Annotated in this window: 15 protein-coding genes; 6 read left to right on the top strand and 9 right to left on the bottom strand. The window is 32.8% G+C overall.

Annotation, left to right across the window (positions count from 1 at the left end):
- Window positions 1–84: 84 nt before the first annotated feature.
- The 5 genes from IEW45_RS14260 (at window position 85) to IEW45_RS14240 (ending at window position 6,908) form a co-directional block, all read left to right on the top strand.
- Window positions 85–1,482, top strand: a complete 1,398-nt coding sequence (locus IEW45_RS14260) for a tetratricopeptide repeat protein (RefSeq protein WP_188621946.1) — start codon at window positions 85–87, stop codon at window positions 1,480–1,482.
- A gap of 80 nt (window positions 1,483–1,562) precedes the next feature.
- Window positions 1,563–2,024 (top strand): energy transducer TonB, encoded by a 462-nt coding sequence (locus IEW45_RS14255; protein ID WP_188621945.1) that lies wholly within the window; start codon window positions 1,563–1,565, stop codon window positions 2,022–2,024.
- 10 nt (window positions 2,025–2,034) lie between these two features.
- Window positions 2,035–2,784: a shikimate dehydrogenase family protein gene (locus IEW45_RS14250; RefSeq protein ID WP_188621944.1), complete on the top strand. Its 750-nt coding sequence runs from the start codon at window positions 2,035–2,037 to the stop codon at window positions 2,782–2,784.
- Window positions 2,785–2,926: 142 nt separating this feature from the next.
- Window positions 2,927–4,969 (top strand): DUF349 domain-containing protein, encoded by a 2,043-nt coding sequence (locus tag IEW45_RS14245; protein ID WP_188621943.1) that lies wholly within the window; start codon window positions 2,927–2,929, stop codon window positions 4,967–4,969.
- Between the two features lie 115 nt (window positions 4,970–5,084).
- Window positions 5,085–6,908 (top strand): toxin-antitoxin system YwqK family antitoxin, encoded by a 1,824-nt coding sequence (locus tag IEW45_RS14240; protein ID WP_188621942.1) that lies wholly within the window; start codon window positions 5,085–5,087, stop codon window positions 6,906–6,908.
- Window positions 6,909–6,916: 8 nt separating this feature from the next.
- On the opposite strand, the gene mazG is transcribed toward IEW45_RS14240, so the two are convergent.
- The 3 genes from mazG to def form a co-directional block, all read right to left on the bottom strand.
- Window positions 6,917–7,690: a nucleoside triphosphate pyrophosphohydrolase gene (gene mazG / locus IEW45_RS14235; protein ID WP_188621941.1), complete on the bottom strand. Its 774-nt coding sequence runs from the start codon at window positions 7,688–7,690 to the stop codon at window positions 6,917–6,919.
- Window positions 7,691–7,779: 89 nt separating this feature from the next.
- Window positions 7,780–8,235, bottom strand: coding sequence for a DUF5606 family protein (locus IEW45_RS14230; RefSeq protein ID WP_188621940.1), 456 nt, complete (start codon window positions 8,233–8,235; stop codon window positions 7,780–7,782).
- A gap of 55 nt (window positions 8,236–8,290) precedes the next feature.
- A complete protein-coding gene (gene def / locus IEW45_RS14225; RefSeq protein ID WP_188621939.1) occupies window positions 8,291–8,878 on the bottom strand; it encodes a peptide deformylase in 588 nt (195 codons plus the stop codon).
- Window positions 8,879–9,073: 195 nt separating this feature from the next.
- Between def and IEW45_RS14220 the strand changes: the two genes are divergently transcribed.
- Entirely contained in the window at window positions 9,074–11,305 is a 2,232-nt protein-coding gene (locus IEW45_RS14220; protein WP_188621938.1) for an FUSC family protein, read from the top strand.
- A 25-nt stretch (window positions 11,306–11,330) separates the two neighbouring features.
- Here IEW45_RS14220 and IEW45_RS14215 read toward each other — a convergent pair whose 3' ends face one another.
- The 6 genes from IEW45_RS14215 to IEW45_RS14190 all read right to left on the bottom strand — a co-directional run bounded on the left by IEW45_RS14215 (window position 11,331) and on the right by IEW45_RS14190 (window position 15,750).
- Window positions 11,331–11,957, bottom strand: a complete 627-nt coding sequence (locus IEW45_RS14215) for a hypothetical protein (RefSeq protein ID WP_188621937.1) — start codon at window positions 11,955–11,957, stop codon at window positions 11,331–11,333.
- Between the two features lie 68 nt (window positions 11,958–12,025).
- The gene (locus tag IEW45_RS14210) at window positions 12,026–12,550 is read right to left on the bottom strand and encodes a hypothetical protein (protein WP_188621936.1); all 525 of its coding nucleotides are present in this window, start codon (window positions 12,548–12,550) and stop codon (window positions 12,026–12,028) included.
- Window positions 12,551–12,613: 63 nt separating this feature from the next.
- A complete protein-coding gene (locus tag IEW45_RS14205) occupies window positions 12,614–13,039 on the bottom strand; it encodes a hypothetical protein (RefSeq protein WP_188621935.1) in 426 nt (141 codons plus the stop codon).
- 200 nt (window positions 13,040–13,239) lie between these two features.
- Window positions 13,240–13,767 (bottom strand): hypothetical protein, encoded by a 528-nt coding sequence (locus IEW45_RS14200; protein ID WP_188621934.1) that lies wholly within the window; start codon window positions 13,765–13,767, stop codon window positions 13,240–13,242.
- Window positions 13,768–13,796: 29 nt separating this feature from the next.
- Window positions 13,797–14,132, bottom strand: coding sequence for a hypothetical protein (locus IEW45_RS14195; RefSeq protein ID WP_188621933.1), 336 nt, complete (start codon window positions 14,130–14,132; stop codon window positions 13,797–13,799).
- Window positions 14,133–14,145: 13 nt separating this feature from the next.
- Window positions 14,146–15,750: a DUF6973 domain-containing protein gene (locus tag IEW45_RS14190; RefSeq protein WP_188621932.1), complete on the bottom strand. Its 1,605-nt coding sequence runs from the start codon at window positions 15,748–15,750 to the stop codon at window positions 14,146–14,148.
- Between the last annotated feature and the right edge of the window lie 41 nt (window positions 15,751–15,791).

Genomic DNA, 15,791 nt, shown 5'->3' with positions numbered 1-15,791 from the left:
GTTGTTTAAAACAATATGCAGTAAATTCCTTAAAAGCAAAACATTTAGTAACTTTAAGAAGGAGAATTTTAAAAAAGAAGGAGTATGAATTTGAGTCACGAAGAAGAAAACCACAGTTTATCCTTATCAAAGTTCGAATCGATGTTGAAAACCAACAAAGTATTCTTCTTTGACTCCGAAGAATTTGAAGATATTATTCTTCATTATCTTGATACCGGAAAAATTAATCTTGCCCGTAAAGCCCTTAAATTAGGACAGGAACAACATCCTAAATCTACAGGTCTTAAACTAGTTCAGGTAGAACTTTTGGTATTCGACAATAAACTTGAAATAGCAGAAAGACTTTTAAATGAGCTTTATGCTATAGAGCCTACAAATGAGGAAATCTATATACAAAAAGCTAATATTTTATCGAAACGCGACCAGCATGAAAAAGCTGTTGAATCGTTAAAAACAGCTTTACAATATACTGATGACTATGCCGATGTATATTCATTAATGGGTATGGAATACCTGTTTATGGATAACTTGGAGCTTGCTAAAGACAGCTTTATTAAATGTCTTGAAGAAGATACTGAAGACCACTCTGCATTATATAATGTAGTTTACTGTTTTGACTTTTTAGACCAGAACAAGGAAGCGGTTGAATTTTTAAACAAGTTTATTGATAAAGAACCGTATAGCGAAGTAGCTTGGCACCAACTGGGCAGGCAACACTATACACTTAAAGAGTATGAATTAGCACTACGCGCTTTTGATTATGCCACACTTATTGATGATAGCTTTTTAGGTGCATTTCTTGAAAAGGCTAAAACTTTAGAAAGGCTAAAAAGATATGAGGAGGCAATTGGGTGCTATAACATTACTATGGATTTAGATGATCCTACCTCTTTTGCACTACTGCGTGTCGGTAAGTGTTATGAGCGTTTAGGCAACCATGAAAAGGCTTTAAAGTATTACCTGAAAACGGTACACGAAGATCCTTTACTGGATAAAGCCTGGATTGCTATAACTGATTTTTACGTACGTCGTAAAAACTTCCAGAAAGCACTTTATTATGTAAACAAAGCAATAGGTATAGATAATGAGAATAAACTGTACTGGAAACGTTATGCTTTAATCAATAAAACGCTTAAACATTACGAGGAAGCAGAAGAAGGCTACCGTAAAGCGGTAGAATATGGCGACTACCAGCTTGATACTTGGTTATTCTGGATAGATACATTACACTTTTTAGGTGAAGATGATACTGCTATACAAACCTTATTACAATCGTTAGAGTATTTCCCTGATGAGTATGAAATAGAATACCGCCTTGCAGGGTTATATTTCATGCGTATGGAAAACGAAAAAGGAATATATCACCTTAGTAATGCTTTAAGACATAACTATCGTAACCATGTATTACTTGAAGAATTTTTCCCTACGGTTTGGAACTTAAAAGTTGTGCAGGATGTTATAAACGAATATAGAAATAAATAAACTTCACTATAGTTTAATTTAACCTTACCCGACAAAGTCAGCAGAAATGTTAACTTTGTCGGGTATTTTTTTATAAGTCTATGAAATTATTTCTATTATTACTAGTAACTCTTTACTCTACAGTAAGTTTTGCACAAAACGGTTTATTTGAACGCTATTCGGTTCCTAAAACTTCACCTGTAAAAGAAAAAGCAGACCCTAATAAAATATACGAGTTTAACGATGCTGATATTTACCCTTATTATGAAGAAGGAATGAATGAGTTTTACAAACTGTTTCATAAAAAGCTATGGGTTCCTAATAGTATTAGAAAAAAAGCCAATTTAATACGCGTTATAATCTCGTTTGTGGTAGAAAAGAACGGAAGAATTACTAATATAGAAACGAATACTGACATTTCACTTTATAGTGACATTGATGTGCTTGAAGACGAGATAAAAAAAGCTATGGCAAAAATGCCTAACTGGGTTGCCGGTAAGGTAGATGGTAAGCCTGCAAGAGTAAGAGTAAAAATTCCATATACACTAACTATAAAACAGTAATACAAGGAAATTGAGCACTAAAAAAGTTTTTGGTTTAATCGGTAAAAATATATCATACTCCTTTTCTGCTGAGTATTTTGCGAAGAAGTTTTCTAAACAAAAACTGGAAAACTGCTCTTATCAAAATTTTGATATTGACGATATTAAAGAACTTAAAAACATAATAGCCAACACTTCTAACTTAAAAGGGCTTAATGTAACCATACCCTATAAAGAAGAAGTTATCCCTCTACTCGACTCCATATCAAAAAAAGCAAAGAAAATAGGTGCTGTAAACACTATTGCTTTTTATGACAATAAACTTAAAGGGTATAATACCGACCATTACGGGTTTAAACACTCATTAAAACCCTTACTATACCCCTACCATAAAAAAGCACTTATATTAGGTACAGGCGGGGCTTCAAAGGCTGTGGCATTTGCACTACGTAAACTTAGTATAGAGTATAACTTTGTTTCCAGAAATGGGAAAGACAATATATTCACTTATAACGAGCTTAATGAGCAGGTATTTAAAGAATACCAAATAATAATTAATACTACCCCTTTGGGAACATACCCCAATGTAGAAGCATTACCACCACTCAACTACAATTTATTTACCAAAAAACATATTGCTTTTGACCTTGTTTACAACCCGGAAGAAACAGCTTTTTTAAAAGCTGCAAAAGCTAATGGGGCGGTTATAAAAAATGGTTATGATATGCTGGTTTACCAAGCAGAGAAAGCATGGAGCATATGGAACAGAGAATATAAGTAACAGCGAAATTTAATAAACTTATTGCCTTTACATTAAAAAAATATCAATTCCAACAGGATTTAATCTTTTTTTTTGAATTTTAAGCAGGCTTTACTATCTTTCGGCATTAAAGTATTTATAAAAACCTTAAGCATTTCTCACAATGTTAGAAGAAAAGAATGACAACCTGCAAGAAGCAGATGGAGGGCAAATTACCGGAGCCGGCGATACCTTTGAAAACGGATATATACCCGGTAATAAATTAGTAGACAATAGTGAACTTCCTGAAGATAGGGAGGACATTACTAATGTAAAAGAAACCGAAGGACAAATGCCTTTTGCTCCTGAGGAAATTGTTCTCAAAAATAAAGAAGAAGAACATACTGAAGACGAAAATGAAGATGATGATGATTCATCTGACGATTCTCCTGAAGTAAATTACGAAGCTCTTTCAATGGAAGAACTTACTGCTGAGCTGGAAAAAACTACAGCAGCAGAAAAAGTAATGGCTGTTAAAAATAAGGTTGAAGATATTAAGAGGGAATTTTATTCTAAGTTTCATGATCTTCTAAGTGAGAAAAAAGAGGAATACAGCGAACAAAACGAAGGTAGTACAGAAGGTTTTGAATTTAACTTCCCGTTAAAAAAACAGTTTGACGATATATACTACCAGTATAAGGATAAAAAGAATAATCACTTTAAAAAAATGCAAAGTGATTTAAAAAGCAACCTTGAAAACAGGGAGGCGTTAATTGAGGAGCTTAAAAACCTTGTAGACAGCGACGAAAACATGAAGGAAGCTTTAAAACACATAAGCGACATTCGTGAACGTTGGAAAAATGCAGGACCAATTCCTCGTGATAAGTATAACCATGTTTGGAATAATTTCCATTTCCACATGGAGCGTTTTTACGACCACCTGCATATGGATCGTGAAGCCAGAGATGTAGATTTCAAACATAACCTTGAAGAAAAGCAGAAAATAATTGCTCGTGTTGAAGAGTTGCTTGACGAAGAGGATATAATTAAAGCCTTCCGTGAGTTACAGTCACTACACAAAATGTGGAAGGAGGAGATAGGACCTGTTTCTCGCGAACACCGTGAAGAAATATGGAACCGATTTAGTGATTTAACCAAGCAAATGCATGAAAAGCGCGATGCTCATAATGCTAAGCTAAGAGAACGCCAGGAAGACAATCTTAAAAAGAAAAATGAAATTATAGCGCTAATAAACGCTGTAGCTGCCGAAGATGTGAACAGTCACAATGGTTGGCAAAACCAAATAAAAAAGATTGAAACATTACGCAATGAGTTTTTCAATGCAGGCAAAGTACCTCTTGAAGTTAATGAAGAAACATGGGCTGCTTTTAAAGAAGCTGTAAGAAACTTTAATAGTGCTAAAAATGCTTTCTATAAAGAAATAAAGAGAAGCCAACAGGAAAACCTTAATAAAAAGCAGGCATTGGTAGAGCAAGCGCAATCACTAAAGGATAGTGAAGACTACGCTGCTACCACTCCTATAATGAAACAAATTCAAGAGGATTGGAAAAAAATAGGTCATGTACCGAGAAAGTACTCTGATTCGCTTTGGAAAGACTTTAAAGCAGCGTGTAACCATTATTTTGATAAACTTCATGCTCACAGAGATGAAATGAATAAAGATGGTATAGAGGCTTTTGAAAAGAAAAAAGACTACCTTGATTCTTTAAAAGATTTTGAGCTTACAGGTGACCATAAAACAGACCTTAATGCTATTAAGGAGCATATTAATAACTGGAAAGCTATTGGCAGAGTACCACAAAACAGAAGGCATATAGAAGGTAAATTTAATAAAGTACTGGACGGATTGTTTGACCAGCTTAACCTTTCGAGAAAAGAAACGGAAATGGTTAAGTTTAATAACCGTTTAGAGCACCTTGCCGAAAGTGATGATTCTCGCAGACTTGAAAACGAACAAGTTTTCATTATGAGAAAAATTGACGAGGTAAAAAGCGAGATACTTCAACTGGAAAACAATATGCAGTTTATTTCTAACGCAAAGGCAGATAACCCATTCATAAAAGAAATAAACAAAAATATAGACCGCCATAAAGAAGAATTAAATACCTGGAAAGAAAAGCTTACAAAACTCCGAAACTTTAACCAAGAGCCGGAAGAGTCAAAAGAATCGGAAAGCCAGGAAGAGGAAAACAAAGACCAAGAATAAACAAAAAAGCCATCAAAATTTGATGGCTTTTTTGTTTTAATACTACACTACACTCAATACATTTGGCAAGCCTTTTGCACATTGCGTTGCATTTAGTAAACATTAATTCCTACCAATGAAGTTTTATATCACCCTGCTTACATTATTTATTACTTTATCTTTTTCCGCGCAAGAAAAACGGTATTACCATAACGGTAGTATAAAAGAATCCGGCAACTATACTGACAAAAAGAAAACAGGAGAATGGAAGTACTATTATGAAAATGGAAACCTGAAAGCAGAAGGCGAATACAAGGATAATGAAAAGGATGGTGTTTGGAAGTATTACTATAGCAGTGGGAAACTCTTAAAAATCGCTGAATATAAAGATGGAGACGATAATTACGGTACACTTAAAGAGTATTACGAAAACGGACAGCTTAAGCTAAAAAAAAAGTATAAAAATAAACAGTTACACGGCAAACTGGTTTCTTATTTCGCCGACGGGCATATTGAGGAAAAAGGTAGGCTTAAAAACGGGAAAGGGACTGGAAAACACATTATGTATTGGGAAAACCATAATGTAAGAAAGGAAGTAACTTATAATAAAGACAATATTGTTACCGACGAATTTGAATATTATAAGGATGGAAAAAAGCTAAGGGTAAATCACTTTGATCCTAAAACCGGAAATGGAGAATATACTACCTTCTATCCTGATGGTTCTGTTTTGCGGTACTTAAAACTTGAAGATAAAAAAATAATACTGCAAAAGAAGTTTTATGAAAATGGTAATCCTGAAGAAACAGAAGTACATACTATAAAAGGTGAAACAGATGATTTTATAAAAACAAAATATGATGAAGCTGGTATCGTACAAAGAATAGACAGTATGGTAGATTACAGGCTCTATTCTACTACGGAATACTTAGGCGATACTATTATTCATTATAAATGGAAGAAAGGGCATAAAGACGGGCTTTACGCAGCACGCTATAAAAACGGTAGTATAGCCGAGAAAGGTAATTACAAGCGTAGTGGTAAAATAGGCTTATGGCAAAGTTATTACAAAAACGGGCAACTGCAATTTGAAGGAATGTTTGAGTATGATTCCATACAAAAAAAGGGAGATTACAGAACCGGTGCACATAAATATTATTATGCAAATGGAAATATAAAAAACGTGGAGCATTATGATGTAGTAGATTATGAGTCTAAAGCGTATAGAGAAGGTAATATCAAAAAATCAATTAGAACAGGTACTTGGTATAGCTACTACCCCGATGGCAAAATAGAGCTTGAAGTAACCTATGCTAATAATCAAAAAAACGGGACTGTTAAAGAATACTACCGCAACGGCAATACTGCTTATATAGCAAACTATAGTAATGACCGCATAATAGGTACGGAGACTTACTTTTTTGAAAATAGTAATACAGAACATGTAATAAGCAGAAATAATTATGGTTATAAGCAGGGAAAAGAAATTTATTACCATGAAGATGGAAACCAAAAAGAAATAATCTATTATGAAGATAGTTATAAGGAAGGTGCATATTTAGCTTATTACGATAACGGACAGCTTAAAACAGAGGGAAGTTACATAACTAATATAAAGGTTGGAAAATGGAAGTATTATGATGAAAACGGAAACCTGACTTTTGAAGAACATTATGAACCTAATTTAAATAAATACTCAGCCGTTTATTACTACAAAAAACAAATTGTAGCTAAAGTCACAGGCAGCCTTTTTAATGAAAGCGAGCGAACCCATACGTTATATACCGATGGCAAGATAGTGAATATGTATAATCGATTAGGACTTAATGAAAATGATATTAGTATTACCGGCTTTGATTTGATAATGAATAATGACGAGACATTTAGAGTAATTATAGAATATACCAATAACAAAACAGGCGGAAGGGGAGTTATTAATACTATTTACCCTTTCCAATAACTTTTTGGTTACAGTTTTTTGGCTTCGTTCCAAAAAAAATCCATTTCGGCAAGTGTCATTTCCGATAATGGTTTGTTAAGTTCACCCGCTTTACTTTCTAAATACTGGAAACGCTTAATAAACTTTTTATTAGTACGCTCTAAAGCGTCCTCAGGGTTTATTTTTAAGAATCGGGCATAGTTTATCATGGAGAACAATACATCCCCAAATTCGGCTTCTATTGCATTACTATCGCCATTAGCAACCTCCTCCTGGAGTTCTCCCAGTTCTTCCTCTACCTTTTCCCAAACTTGCTGCGGTTCTTCCCAGTCAAACCCTACACCTTTTGCTTTATCCTGTATACGGCTGGCTTTTACCAATGCAGGTAAACTTTTTGGCACTCCCTCCAGCACTGATTTTTTCCCCTCTTTAAGTTTAAGTTTCTCCCAGTTTTGTTTTACTTCCTCTTCATCCTTTACCTCAACATCACCATATATATGTGGGTGGCGGTGTATTAATTTCTCGCAAATACCATTTGCTACATCTGCAATATCAAAATCATTGGTTTCACTGCCTATTTTAGCATAAAATACTATATGCAGTAATAAGTCACCTAACTCTTTCCTTACCTCTTCAAGATTATCATCCAGTATAGCATCACCCAGTTCGTAGGTTTCTTCAATAGTAAGATGGCGAAGACTTTGCAACGTTTGCTTTTTGTCCCAGGGGCATTTTTCCCTAAGGTCGTCCATTATATCCAAAAGTCGGTTAAAAGCGTCCAGTTGTTGCTGTCTTGTGTTCATAGTAGTGTATTTGGTTTCGTGTAAAAATAAAAAATCCTGCTATCTTAATACAACAGCAGGATAATTATTAATAATAAGTTATTATCTTTTTATTCTTCGGTTTTAGTTTCTTTTTCTTCCGTTGCAGCTTCCTCTTCTTTAGTTTCTTCAGTTTCAGCCTCACTCTTAACTATTAAACCTTTAGCTTCTAACATATTATACCAGCTTATGATTTTCTTAATGTCAGAAGGATAAACTCTGTCTTCATCAAAGTCAGGTAATGCTTCACGGAAGTAGTCTACAAGTGTATCGTTACTTTCTTTATGAGAAATTGATTTACCGTAGTCTTCTTTTTCTGCAATAGCTTCAAATACTTCTGCAAGGCGCTTTTCACCATCATAAGTATATACTGAGATTTCTGAAAGAAGGCTTACGTTGTTTCTAAGACCTACAGTTACTTTCTTTCCGTCAATTAAAGACTCTGCTACAAACCCTGTACGCGTTTGCATTTTTAATTCATATAATCCCGGTTTACCCGATATTGCTAATATTTTATCTATGTTCATATATCATTTTTTTGAAAGGTCACAAATATCTAATGTTTGATTTTAAAAACAAAAATTATCTGCCTTTTTTGGCAACAAATTTCATCTTATAATCAGCATTAACTTTACCTTCCATTATATTTTGAAGTTTCTTTTTTATCAAACGTTTCTTTAGTGACGATATTTTATCTGTAAACAGTATACCTTCAATATGGTCATACTCATGCTGTATTACTCTGGCAACTAATCCGTCATACACATCAGTATGCTTATTAAAGTCCTCATCATAATATTCTATTGTAATTTTCTCCTTACGGAAAACATCCTCACGTACATCAGGTATACTAAGGCAGCCTTCATTAAAAGCCCACTCGTCTCCCTCTTCTTTAACTATGGTTGGGTTTATAAAGGCTTTTTTAAAACCATTAAGCTGTTCCTGCTCATCTTTAGATAAATCTTCATCTTCACTAAAAGGTGTCGTATCTACAACAAAAAGACGTAGAGAAAGACCAACCTGTGGTGCTGCCAGCCCTACCCCATAGGCATTGTACATGGTATCAAACATGTTTTCAACAATCTCCTTAAGCTTAGGGTCATCTTTACTTATATCCGCTCCTTTTTTTCTTAAAACAGGATCTCCATATCCTACAATCGGTAATATCATTCTTTCTCTTTTAAATTATTGCTGCTACTGCAACTTATTAAAGCTGCTTACTCAGGCGTGCGCAAAATTAATAAATTAAATATAATTAGCATTTTATCATTCCATGCATTAAATGCTAAATTTTTGTGAGAATTGCCTTGTAGTATAAATAAAGGCATCCTCATTTGCTACCTTTGTAAAAGAATTAGACATGGAATGATAGAAAGAATAAAACAGTTTACTGACAGCACTAACTTTAACAAAGCGTTTACTGTGACACTTGCAGCAGTGCTGCCTGTTATTATTCTGGCACAATTTGATTTATTCCGAACAGGGTTTGCTATAGCTATTGGTGCTGTACTTACCTACCCTGCTGATATACCCAGTAGCCTGAAACACCGAGCAAAAGGTTTGCTGGCAGCTACCTGCATAGTAACCACCTGCACTCTTATAATAAACATACTACACGCAACAACCGCGACAGTCTACCCGTTTGTATTTTACCCTATAGTGTTACTCATGGTATTTTTCCTTTCCATGATTTCTGTATACGGGCAAAGGGCTACTATGGTATCATTCTCAGGACTGTTGGCAATAGCACTTTCTACAGGGCATGTACAAACAAGCGATAATATACTGCAATATTGCGGGCTAATACTTGGCGGAGGTTTATTTTACACTCTCGTTTCCGTTATTTTTAATTACCTGCGTCCTTATCGTTACACCGAACTGGAAATGGCAGACTGCCTGAAACTAACCGGTAAATACCTTAAACAACGAGGGCATTTATGGGATATTGATGCCAACAGAGAAAAAATTATTGAAAAACAGCTATACCTACAGGTAGAACTAAATACCAAACACGAGAACCTGAGAGAAGTATTACTAAGAAACAGGTCTAACGCGGGGAACTCTAACAAAAACCGCAAAATGCTCTTGGTGTTTATCTCTCTGGTAGAGGTATTAGAACTTGCACTTTCAACATCGTTTGACCATAATACTTTACAGGAAAAGTTTAGTGATCACCCCAAAGTACTGGCTAACTATCAAACCTTAGTTTACAACCTGTCTTCTACTTTAAAAAAGATAGCAAAGAGTTTAAACAAGAAGAAGAAATATACTTCTAAACACAAGTTATTACAAGATTTAGAGGCTTTTGCAAAGGCTGTTAAAGAGTATGAAGAAACTGTAGATAATAAAAATGCAGCAGAAACTATTTCTATACTTAGAAACATGTTGCATTATGCTGAAAAACAAACCGAAAAAGTAAAAGTAATTGAGCGTGCCTTTACTACAAATATGAGTTTTAAAGACATGCAGGGGCGTGACAGGGATGTAGAGAAATTCCTTACTCCTGAGTATTACCCCTTCCATATACTAAAAGAAAACCTTAGTTTATCTTCTACTATTTTCAGGCTATCGCTAAGGCTTACTGTAACTATAGCGCTCGGTTTTATAATAGGTAACATTTTTACCCTACAAAATGTATACTGGATTTTACTTACTGTAATAGTAATTATGCGTCCCGGCTACGGACTCACTAAACAACGTTCTTACCAGCGTATAGTAGGTACTGCAACAGGTTGTGTTATTGCGTTTGGAGTGCTGGCAGTTTTGCATCAGCCAATAGTAATAGCTGTACTGGCAATAATTTTAATGCTCCTGGGGTTTACCTTTACAGCTATTAACTACCGTATAGGTGCCACATTTGTAACCATATTTGTGGTATTTATATACAGTATGCTAAACCCTGATATAATCCATGTAATAAAATACAGGCTGCTGGATACTGCAATAGGTGCTGCTTTAGCTTTTGGGGCAAACCATTTCTTTTTCCCATCTTGGGAGTTTATACAAATACGGGTATTCCTAAAAAAATCTATTGAAGCTAATGTAGCGTTTTTAAAAGAGATTACCGACTTGTATAATAAAAAAGGTATTGTACCAACATCCTACAGAGTAGCTCGTAAAAATGCTTTTATAGAACTGGGTAACCTTACCGCCTCTTACCAGCGAATGATGCAGGAGCCGAAAGGAAAACAAAAACAGCAACCACAGATATACAAACTTGCTGTACTTAACCACACGTTGCTTTCCTCTTTAGCTTCTTTAGGAACTTATACACAGTCGCATAAAACTACTAAAGCATCAAAAGCTTTTAATGTAGTAGTGCAAGCCGTTATAAGAAACCTTGAGCTAGCGGTTAACCTGCTTGAAAATACAGATAGTACAGAAATTAGCCCTGAAGAGAAAGAAGAACTTAAAGCCCGATTTACAGAACTTAAAGAAATAAGAGCAAAAGAATTACAAGAAAACTATTTAGTTGATGAAGAAAACTTCCGGACTAAAATGCAGGAAGCCCAATTAATAATCGAGCAATTGGTATGGCTAAATAATATATCCGAAAACATTGTAAAATCTGCCAAGCAACTCGAAGTCGTTAAATAAAGAAATAAATTTATCACGCAAAATCTTAATCAACTTTAACGCCCCTATAGCCATGAGCATTTAAAACCTTATCTGTCGCTATAGATTCTTTTTCATTTAGTATACCGTTTTTAAAAGCAACTTTACAAAAAGTATATTCTAACTCTGTTATATTTCCCACTCTATTTTGTTCTTCGATGATAGGGTATAAAATCTGCTTCCATTTATCCGAAGCCATAGTTATTATAAACGTTGCTCTATATGGGTCTATTTTTTCAAACTTATTAAGTCTTGAAGTTGACGGATAACCATATCCCCTTATAATATTAAATAAAGTGAAGGCATTCTTTTCGTAAACTCTATTTATGAAGCCTTTTATACTAACTGGAATTTCATTTTCTTTATAATCAAGATAAGAAGAAATATCTAAAACTGAAATCGGATTATTCCCTACAATGCTATCTCTATAATAGTGTGGAAAATTAAATGATGAGTTGTCTTTTTTTAAAGTAGCCTTCAATTTCATTGTAATATCATTAAGATAATTCATAAGTTCTAACCTTTCAATTATTTGCTCATGATCTCGTTCAAGCAAAATATTTTTACTATTCTGAGCTATGCAATATGAAGAAGGTATTATAATTAGAATTATTAGTGCTAAGTAATTTTTCATTAATAATATTTTTTAGTCAGGTTTTAAAAATAACAAAAAAGCCACTAATTTGAGTGGCTTTTTTCTTGCTAAGAAACATATGGTACATATTCCAGATATAGTTTCCATTTGCCTTTTTCTTTTTTAAAAACAAAGCCATAACCTGTAACCGGACTAAGTTCTATATTAAAAAAAGAATTGATTACTATAACTGCATATATTCCATCTTGAGAGTACATAGGTCTTGATATTGACATGTATTCTTTTGCTTCCTTATCGCTATTTACTTTAGGTATTTTGCTAAAATCATCTATAATTAAAACTTTATCTTTTATATCACCTTCCAAAAAAGCTTCTTTTTTCCATTCTTCTCTACCTGTACCTTTATAAGTAAATCGATAATCTAACAATACATCTTTTGCTGTAAAACCTCCATAGTAATAATCAGTCATAGAGTTATCAGGCTTTTTCAATATACAATATTGTTCTCTTTTAAAATATTTTTCTAATGCTATCGTGATTAGCTTATAATCACTATTTTCTTTTAAGCCTCGTTTTACAGAACAACAGCTTTGTAAACACATTAATGATACTAATATTAAAATAGTTCTCATAATTTCTTTAGTCAGAATTTAAAAATAATAAAAAAGCCTCTCAAATGAGTGGCTTTTTTATTGCTAAGAAACATATGGTACATATTCCAGATATAGTTTCCATTTGCCTTTTTCTTTTTTGAAAACATACCCATAGCCTGTAGCTGAACCACCTATTGTATTATAAAAAGAGTTAATCACCACAACAGCATATTTACCATCAGGGGAATAAAGAGGTCTGGATATTGACATATACTCTTTTGCTTCTTTTGCATTTCTTACTATTGGTACTTCTTTAAAGTTATCAATAATTACGATTTTATTTTTTATATCTCCTTCTGTAAACGCATCTTTTTTCCATTCTTCTCTACCTGTACCTTTATAAGTAAATCGATAGTCCAACAATACATCTCCGGCATTGAAGCCTCCATAATAGCAATCAACAGATGATTGATCAGGGTTCTTTAATAAACGATATTGGTCTCTTTCAAAATAATTATCTAAAGCCATTTCAGTTATTATATAATCACTATTTCTTTTCAAGCCTCTTGTAGGACAACAACTTTGTAAACAAATGAATGATATTAGTAGTAAAGTAAATCGCATAATATTTTTAGTTCGTATTTAAAAACAATAAAAAGCCACTTGATGGAGTGACTTTTTATTTATTCTCAATATTTTTATCTAGTAAAAAAGTATTAGTATATAGCCTATACCATTCCTATTGGAATAAACTCTAACTCTAACCATTCTTCACCTTCTCTTTTGAAAATCAATAGTACTATCATATTCTTGTATGTATAATAAACAAGAGCATAATCATTTTTTGTATAAACAGGTTTAGAAATAAATAATCTGTTCTTATATTTTCCTTCAAAACTGATATTACAGTTAGGAGGTAGTTTAATTTTATCTTTATTCCAAGTATATTTTCCCGTTTGTTTTTTTACATATTCAAAATTTGCAGGTGTGAAAATTTCTCTTACAACTTCTCTATTTATATAAGTAACTGTATCAGTTTTTTTAAACGATTTAAGTAAAACACTATCGTTTAAATTTTCTTTATAAATATCTAAAAAATATTCATTATCAGCTTTTTGAGATATAAAAACTCCATTATTTTCTACTAAGCATATTTTATTTAAAATTTCTTTAACTAATATCTGATCATCATCTTTATTTTGAGAAAATGTAGAATTTGATGAAATGATTAATATGTGAAAAATAAAAAATTTCATTGCAACTTAATTTTATATTATATAAAAAATCACAGAATACAAAACTCTATTTCTAAATCTCCCTCTTTTGCCTTATATGGATCGAACTCAAATACCGCAGGATGTGTACCATAATAATCCCCCCCTTGCAGTACTGTATCTACACTATGCTTAAAGTAAAGCTTATAGCCATTAATATATATAGAGTCATTAGCATAACCTTTAACTTTTATAACCTTTACTGCATAACTTCCTTCTTTTACAGGATATAGAGTATCTGTTATTTTTTTATTAAACTCATTTATTTTGTGCTTATGGCAAACTTTATCACTGGTACATGAAATAAAACTTATTACTATTAAGAGTAATATAATACTGTTTTTCATAATTTATATTTTGTTATTGGTTAGTGGGTAATAACTGTGAAGAAATTGTAGCTCTACAATTAGAACTACTTAAATTTGATAAATATTTTAAGTCCCCTTGTTGATGTCGCTGTAATACATCATCTGTTATATTAAACAAATCAGAGTATGAAGCAACAATTCTACCCTGCCAATTATTATGTAAATCCATTTCTTTTTCTTTATATGGAAACAGATAGTCTGGATCTGACGGTCTATTTTCATGTGCTGTTGTCAGTTGCTCTGTTAAATTGCTTCCTATAAGTAAAGAAGAAATTCCATTCCATAAAGCATGTCTAAAAGCATCACCTTTGCCATTATAACTGTTGCATGGGTTTTCATCAGTGGGAGGAAACAATTCACTTGCTTTATTTTCTGCTTTATACGCTGCTATTAAATAATTCATTCTTCTGTTTAGTAACATTGAATTAAATATTTGTAACTCCTCTTCAGACATTCGGGTTTCATAATTATAACGGTCATTCCATACTTGTACTGCATTAACATCTAAAACATTAGATAAATAAATCATGTTTTCTGCTGCTTCAATACTCTCTTCTGAATATTCCTCTTCTTCTAAAAAGTCTAGAATTTGTATTGCCTGCTCTTTCTTGTCTAAATCTTCATAAGCAAAATGTATAAGTTTATCTGCAAAATCTTGTTTATCTTGAAATGAAACTTCTTGAGAGTTTAAAAAATCATCTAACTTATCTTTTAAATCAAGATTATCAAATAACCATATATAAATATCATTTTCTTCTACCATTAAATCATTATATATCTTATAATTAAAATTTACAACAGGGCGGATTACAACTGGATCAGGATAATCGTAATTTCCGCCAACAACTCCTCCGGGATCTGTTATTGGTCCATCAACCGGACCGGGAATTAAAATATTTATATTAATTGGAAAAGGCGATTCGCCTCCTGGTGAGCCACCTCCATTAGAACCGCCCTCGCTATATTGTAAAGAAGATGGACACTCAACCCTTACAATATAATATATTCCTTCATCTCCTCTATAACGACCAGTTTCAGGATCATACCAAGTTTTTACATAGCAATTTCCATCTTCTCCTCGAAATAAATAATCACTTTCATGTCCTCCTATATTCTTTACAGAAAATTTATCTGAAAAATTTACTATCTCCTTATCTCTAGACAAGTTATCTAAATCAGTAGCATCAAAATGATAATCCAGAATATATGATTCTGTTTTTTGATTTTCATCTTCAAAAATCACTAAATTTTCATAATGGTCTTTTTTGGCATTTCTATTAAAAATTTCAAAAGTATAGGTTATGTTTTTATTATATTCTATACGGCTTACTTCACTACCGTAATAATAAAAACCACCCACTGTATCTTTAACCATAGATTTTGCTAATCTATTTTGTGAAATTGCATTTTGAAATTCTGAAAACGCTTCAGCATTATTTTTAAACTCCTCAAAAGAGATTTTGGTTATTTTAATACCATTAACATGTTTACCTGAAGTTTCTGTTGATGAAATATCATCATCTTTTTGACAGTTTGTCAATGTAAAAAGTAGACCTATAGCTACAAAAGCAACTATAAACTTAATTTTGTTTTTCATGATTGTTTAGTATTTTTAATTAATTGGAAACTATGCATACA

This window comes from Flavobacterium suaedae (assembly GCF_014642915.1).
In the GTDB taxonomy this organism is placed as follows: Bacteria; Bacteroidota; Bacteroidia; order Flavobacteriales; family Flavobacteriaceae; genus Flavobacterium; species Flavobacterium suaedae.
This window is presented reverse-complemented; position numbering and strand designations above follow the sequence as displayed.

Bases quoted from the DNA above. Each gene is read 5' to 3' on its own strand.
- IEW45_RS14260 (WP_188621946.1), top strand. From the start codon at position 85: ATGAATTTGAGTCACGAAGAAGAAAACCACAGTTTATCCTTATCAAAG.
- IEW45_RS14255 (WP_188621945.1), top strand. From the start codon at position 1,563: ATGAAATTATTTCTATTATTACTAGTAACTCTTTACTCTACAGTAAGT.
- IEW45_RS14245 (WP_188621943.1), top strand. From the start codon at position 2,927: ATGTTAGAAGAAAAGAATGACAACCTGCAAGAAGCAGATGGAGGGCAA.
- IEW45_RS14240 (WP_188621942.1), top strand. From the start codon at position 5,085: ATGAAGTTTTATATCACCCTGCTTACATTATTTATTACTTTATCTTTT.
- mazG (WP_188621941.1), bottom strand. From the start codon at position 7,690: ATGAACACAAGACAGCAACAACTGGACGCTTTTAACCGACTTTTGGAT.
- IEW45_RS14230 (WP_188621940.1), bottom strand. From the start codon at position 8,235: ATGAACATAGATAAAATATTAGCAATATCGGGTAAACCGGGATTATAT.
- def (WP_188621939.1), bottom strand. From the start codon at position 8,878: ATGATATTACCGATTGTAGGATATGGAGATCCTGTTTTAAGAAAAAAA.
- IEW45_RS14220 (WP_188621938.1), top strand. From the start codon at position 9,074: ATGATAGAAAGAATAAAACAGTTTACTGACAGCACTAACTTTAACAAA.
- IEW45_RS14215 (WP_188621937.1), bottom strand. From the start codon at position 11,957: ATGAAAAATTACTTAGCACTAATAATTCTAATTATAATACCTTCTTCA.
- IEW45_RS14210 (WP_188621936.1), bottom strand. From the start codon at position 12,550: ATGAGAACTATTTTAATATTAGTATCATTAATGTGTTTACAAAGCTGT.
- IEW45_RS14205 (WP_188621935.1), bottom strand. From the start codon at position 13,039: ATGGCTTTAGATAATTATTTTGAAAGAGACCAATATCGTTTATTAAAG.
- IEW45_RS14200 (WP_188621934.1), bottom strand. From the start codon at position 13,767: ATGAAATTTTTTATTTTTCACATATTAATCATTTCATCAAATTCTACA.
- IEW45_RS14195 (WP_188621933.1), bottom strand. From the start codon at position 14,132: ATGAAAAACAGTATTATATTACTCTTAATAGTAATAAGTTTTATTTCA.
- IEW45_RS14190 (WP_188621932.1), bottom strand. From the start codon at position 15,750: ATGAAAAACAAAATTAAGTTTATAGTTGCTTTTGTAGCTATAGGTCTA.